This is a genomic window from Burkholderia sp. Tr-862 (assembly GCF_011753085.1).
Taxonomy (GTDB): domain Bacteria; phylum Pseudomonadota; class Gammaproteobacteria; order Burkholderiales; family Burkholderiaceae; genus Burkholderia; species Burkholderia ambifaria.
On record NZ_VWWG01000272.1, the window covers coordinates 1 to 5323 of the forward strand.

General features: G+C 69.9%; 6 protein-coding genes. 3 read left to right on the forward strand and 3 right to left on the reverse strand.

The features are described 5' to 3' along the window. Nucleotides 1-812: ABC transporter substrate-binding protein (locus tag F3J14_RS33445; protein ID WP_166726543.1), on the forward strand; the 812-nt coding region annotated here is incomplete at its 5' end. Nucleotides 813-828: 16 nt separating this feature from the next. Here the strand turns inward: F3J14_RS33445 and F3J14_RS33450 are convergent. After that, nucleotides 829-1203, reverse strand: coding sequence for a phage protein NinX family protein (locus F3J14_RS33450; RefSeq protein ID WP_166726545.1), 375 nt, complete (start codon nucleotides 1201-1203; stop codon nucleotides 829-831). A gap of 290 nt (nucleotides 1204-1493) precedes the next feature. Between F3J14_RS33450 and F3J14_RS33455 the strand changes: the two genes are divergently transcribed. Both F3J14_RS33455 and F3J14_RS33460 read left to right on the forward strand, forming a co-directional pair. Next, on the forward strand, nucleotides 1494-2570 hold the full coding sequence (locus F3J14_RS33455) for a glycosyltransferase family 2 protein (protein WP_166726546.1): 1077 nt from the start codon (nucleotides 1494-1496) through the stop codon (nucleotides 2568-2570). A 15-nt stretch (nucleotides 2571-2585) separates the two neighbouring features. Then, nucleotides 2586-3848 carry a glycosyltransferase family 87 protein gene (locus F3J14_RS33460; protein ID WP_211080426.1) on the forward strand — a complete coding sequence of 421 codons (1263 nt, stop codon included), beginning with the start codon at nucleotides 2586-2588 and terminating at the stop codon, nucleotides 3846-3848. On the opposite strand, the gene F3J14_RS33465 is transcribed toward F3J14_RS33460, so the two are convergent. Together F3J14_RS33465 and F3J14_RS33470 are read right to left on the reverse strand one after the other, a co-directional pair. Further along, nucleotides 3812-4852, reverse strand: a complete 1041-nt coding sequence (locus F3J14_RS33465; protein ID WP_166726548.1) for a TadG family pilus assembly protein — start codon at nucleotides 4850-4852, stop codon at nucleotides 3812-3814. The genes F3J14_RS33460 and F3J14_RS33465 overlap by 37 nt on opposite strands. After that, entirely contained in the window at nucleotides 4845-5273 is a 429-nt protein-coding gene (locus F3J14_RS33470) for a TadE family protein (protein ID WP_166726549.1), read from the reverse strand. Before F3J14_RS33470 ends, F3J14_RS33465 begins: the two co-directional genes overlap by 8 nt. Nucleotides 5274-5323: the final 50 nt, after the last annotated feature.

A 5323-nucleotide genomic window follows, 5' to 3' on the forward strand; every position in this document is an offset into this window, starting at 1 on the left:
CTCGCGTGCTCGACGGCGTGCCGTACCGGTTTCGCTGGGCGAATTTCCAGGGTGCCGCGCCGCTGTTCGAAGCGCAGCGCGCGGGCGCGATCGATCTCGCGCCGGCCGGCGACCTGCCGGTGCTGACGGCCGCGCTCGGCGATCCGGCGCTGCGGATCGTCGCGACGCGCGTGGGCTCGCCGTCGTCGCTCGGCATCGTCGTGCAGCCCGATTCGCCAGTGCGCACGGTCGCCGACCTGAAGGGGCGCACCGTCGTCGTGTCGTCGGCGCGCGGCAGCATCTCGCAATACCAGCTGTACGGCGCGCTGCGCGAACACGGCCTCGCACCGGGCGACGTCGACGTGCGCTTCGTGCTGCCGGTCGACGCATTCGCCGCGTTCGAGGCGAAGCAGATCGGCATCTGGGCGACGTTCGATCCTTATTACGGCAACGTGGTGCGGCGCGGCGCGCGCATCGTGCGCGACGGCAGCGGGATCAATTCGGGGCTTGCATTCCTCACGTCGCCGGTCGACACGCTCGACGATCGATCGAAGCGCGCGGCGCTGTCGGACGTGCTCGCGCGGCTCACCCGTGCCGGCCAGTGGGCGCTCGCGCATCCGGCCGACTACGCGACCGTCTATGCGTCGCTCACGCGCCTGCCGCGCGATGCGGCCGCCGATATCGCCCGCCGGGCGGCGCTCGCGCAGCGCGGCGTCACCGGCGTGGACATCGACGTGCTGCAACGCGTCGCCGATCGCGCGGTCGCGGACGCGATCCTGCCGAAGCGCGTCGACGTCGCCTCGATCGCGGTGCGCAACCTGTCGGCCGCGTAACCGGTTGCACGCACACTCAGCGCGGCGTCGACATGTCGAGATCCGGCACGTCGTCGCCGAACGTCGACGCGACCAGCGTGCGCATCGCGGCGACCAGCAGCGTCGGCCCCGACTGATTGAAGGTGCAGCGCTCGCCCGCCGCCGGCACCGCCCGATGCAGCACCGCGCGCCACGCGCCGTGCCCGCCGTCGCGTTCGAATGCGCCGAACGGCAAACGCTCGACCAGCGGGCCGCCGTCCGCCCATGAAGACGACGGCGCGTACGGCGCCGGCGCGCCGCCCGGCTCGCGAATGACCGTGCAGCCCCCGGCGTCGACGCGCGGCGCGCCGAGGTCTTCCGCCATCGCCACCCAGAAATCGAGCGGCGCACCTGTCAGATCGTGAACTCGCACCGCGCGCTCCTCGGCATTGAAAACGCCATCCTAGCGCCGTCGCGCGCGGCCCGACGCCAGGCGCCGACCGGTGTTTTCCCGACAGGCCGTTCGCAACGACCTGCAAATCCGCCGATACGTGTTACGAATCGGCGATTCCCTGCATACAATGGACACAACACCTACGTCCGGTCCGCGGTGGACAAGCAGGCCGGAACCGACTTCGCGCCGAACCGGGCCACGCCCGTTCGGCACACAACAACCGGAACCACACGGTGCAGCGCAGACCGGACCTCTCGGGAGCCCGCAGCATGTCCACGCAAGCCAGGAAGCCGCTGATATCGCTCGTCGTGCCGTTTCATGACGAAGAGGAAACGATCGACGCGTTCTTTGCCGAAACGCTGCCCATTCTCGAGTCGGTCGCCGCGATCCGCTTCGAGGTCATCTGCATCAACGACGGCAGCCGCGATCGCACGCTCGACCGGCTGCTCGCGGTCGCCGCCGGCGACGCGCGCGTGCACGTCGTGGATCTCACGCGCCGCTTCGGCAAGGAAGCGGCGCTCACCGCGGGCCTCGACGAGGCGGCCGGCGCCGCGGTGATCCTGATCGACGCCGACCTGCAGGACCCTCCCGCGCTGATTCCCGCGATGATCGAACACTGGCGCGGCGGCGCAGAGGTCGTCGCCGCGAAACGCACCGACCGGATGTGCGATCCCTACATGCAGCGCGCGGCGGCGGCGCTCTACTATCGCGTGCACAATGCGCTATCCGAGGTGGAAATGCCGGAAAACGTCGGCGATTTCCGCCTGATGGATCGCGAGGTCGTCGATGCGCTGCGCGCGCTGCCGGAGCGGCGACGGTTCATGAAGGGGCTGTTCGCGTGGGTCGGCTTTCGCACCACGATCGTCGAATACACGCGGGCGCCGCGCAGCGGCGGCCGCTCGAAGTTCTCCGGATGGCGGCGCTGGAATTTCGCACTCGAGGGCATCACGAGCTTCAGCACGGTGCCACTGCGCGTGTGGACCTACGTCGGCCTCACGTTCGCGATGCTGTCGCTCGTGTACGGCGCGTTCATCGTCGTACGCACGCTGTTGTTCGGCAATCCGGTGCACGGCTACCCGTCGCTGATTTCCGTCGTGCTGTTCGTCGGCGGCATCCAGCTGATCGGCATCGGCGTGATCGGCGAATACCTCGGCCGGATCTATCACGAGTCCAAGCAGCGTCCCGTCTATCTCGTCAGGCGGCGCTACCGGGCCGAGCGGGATGCCGCCGCGCAGCCCGCATCGAAGCTGCTGCAGTTCCCGCTCAAGCGCACGCACGCGGCCCGCCGCCGGACGACGAACCCGGCAGCCGCCGGCCTCGCCGCCCGCAAGGCGTCGTTCAAGTAAGCCGGGCCGCGGCAATTGGACATTTCCAGCCACTCGATGCGCTCGGCGCAGCGCCCGGTCGGCGCGTGGCTCACCCCGCGGCGCCTCGTCCTGTATAGCGCGCTGATGCTGGTGTTCTACGCGCTGTTCATCGCGATCTGGACGACCGTCATTCGCCACACGCACGGCGACGCCGGGTCGCGCCCCGGCGCCGACTTCTCGGTGTTCTGGGCCGCCTCGTACGTCATGCTGCACGGCTCGCCGTCGCAGGCGTACGATTTCTCGTCATTCTCGCGGCTGACGGCCGAGCTGTTCACACACTTTCGTCGTGACAGCTTCGCGCCGTGGCTGTACCCGCCCACCTATCTGCTGCTCGTGACGCCGCTGGCGCTGCTGCCCTTTGCGCTCGGTTATCCGCTGTTCGTCGCGTTCGGCGTCGTCGTGCTCGGCCTCGCGGCGGCGCGCGTATCCGGCCTCGGCGCGATGGCCGGCGCATGGCGCGGCGGTACGCTCGCACTGGCCGCCGCACCCTGCGTGTTCGTCACCGCGACGCTCGGGCAGAACGCGTTCCTGACCGCAGCCTGCGCGGCGCTGGCCGTCCATTGGGCCGCTCGGCGGCCGATGTGGGCCGGCCTCTGCATCGGCCTGCTGTCGGTCAAGCCGCAGATGGCGTTGCTGTTCCCGTTCGTGCTGGTCGCGACGCGCGCCTGGCGCACGATCGCTTGGGCCGCGCTCGCCACGGGAACGTTCGTCGCGCTGAGCGTCCTGGTCTGCGGGGTCGAGTCGCTGCGCCTGTTCGTCGCCAGCACCGGGCTCGCGCGCTCGATCGTCCTTGAACACGGTGTCGTGTTCTGGCTCGCGTCGCCGACGCCGTTCGCGACGTTCCGCCTGGCGGGCGTGCCGCTCGGCGCCGCCTATGCCGCACATGCGTGTATCGCCGCGATCGCGATCGCGGCCGCCTGCATCGCGTGGGCGCAGTCACGCGATACCCGCGTGCGCGCGGCCGTGCTGACGGTCGCGACGCTGGCGGCCAACCCGTACGTGTGGCACTACGAACTCGCGTGGCTCGCCGTCGCGATCGCGTGCATGCTGGCGATCGGCTGGCGCGACGGCTGGCTGCGTGGCGAGCAGACCGCGATCGCGCTGATGTGGGCGCTGCCGATCGTCGAATACCTGAACCCGTGGCTGCAGTGGCCGCAGATCGGCCCGGCCGTGACCCTCTTCGCGCTGCTCGTGCTGCTGCGGCGCGCGCGGCACGACGCTCATAACGCGAGCCGCGGCGGCACGTATACGCCGTAGTACGGCCCGACGCCTGTCGCGACGCCGGTCATCTTCACGCCGGCTACGAAGTGCCCCTGGATGTACTTGAACGTGCCGCCGAGCGATGCGTCGATGCGGAACGCGGCGAACGCGACGATCGGCACGTAGGTGCTGCTCGCTGTCTGCGTGACGACCGGCAGCACCACCGTCGCGCCGACCGGCACCGACGTGTAGAGCGTCGCCTTCACGCCGGTTGCGAGATAGATGCTGTCGCCGATATTGAGCGTCGTCGGGTTGCCGGTCACCATCAGGCCGTTCATCGTCGTGGTGTCGGTCGCGGTCGACTGGAACGACGTCCACTGACCGCCCATGCACAGCGCGCCATAGGTCTGGCCGTTGGTGATCGAGAACTCGAACGGCTGGCCCGTCAGCGGATCGATCAGCGGCTGGTTGGTCGCTGCATTCCAGTACTGGTTGTACACGCACTGGTCGATCGCGATCGGAAAGAGGCCGCCCGCCGCCACCCCGCCGGGCGCGGCGAGCACCGCGATCGCGGTTGCGCTGCCGGATGTGCCGGGAATGCCCAGCAGCCCGCCGAGCAGCAATGGAATCGAGCCGCCGTTGATGCCCGGCGCGCGCGATACCGTGACCTGCACCGCCGGCACGTCGTACGCGCCGGGCGTGATGGTGGTCGGCTGCATCGAGGCCGGGTTGCGCGTCACGTTCCAGTACCCGGTCGTCACCGTGCCCGTCGACAGTGCCGCGCCCGCCGCCGAATTCCGCGCGATCACGCCGTTCGCCGCCGGCGCGGCCTGCGACCAGTTCAGCGGGCCGCCGGTCGGCGACATCATCGCATCGGCCGCCGCGAGCGCGGCCGCGTCGGCGGCGTTCTGAAGCTGGTTGCGCACGGTGGCGACCCATGCGATGTCGATTGCCAGCGCGCCGAACGACAGCAGCGGAATCAGGAACATCACGAAGAACAACGCGACGGAGCCTCGCTCGGATGCAGGGCCTGTGCATCGCGTGCCGGCGGCGTCATTCATAGAGCATCACCGAGCTGGCCGAGATCGTCAACGGGCCGGTCAGCACGCTCAATGCCGTACCCAGCACCAGCCCGGAATACGTGTAGGTCACCGTCACCGTCAGCGCGGTGCCCGCGGTCGTGCCGTTCGCCTGCGTCACGGTCACGGTCGGCGTCGTCGCGGTGCCGCCGGTGATCAGGCTGTTCTGCGTGTAGCTCAACGCGACGTTGGCGATCTGCGTCGTGGTCAGCATCGGCACGCGCAGCACGACGCCTGCCCGCGCGGCTTCCCGGCTCGCGTTCGTGATGACGGCCTTGTCGCACAGCAGCAGGCTCACGTCGATGATGCCGATCAGCACCATCAACAGGAACGGCAGCATCAGCGCGAACTCGAGGGATACGACGCCGCGCGCGTGGCGGGCGCCCCTCGCCCCGCGTGTCATTTTGCGGCCCCCGCGGCGCTCGGCACGGCGCGCGGCTCGAGCGCGGCGCC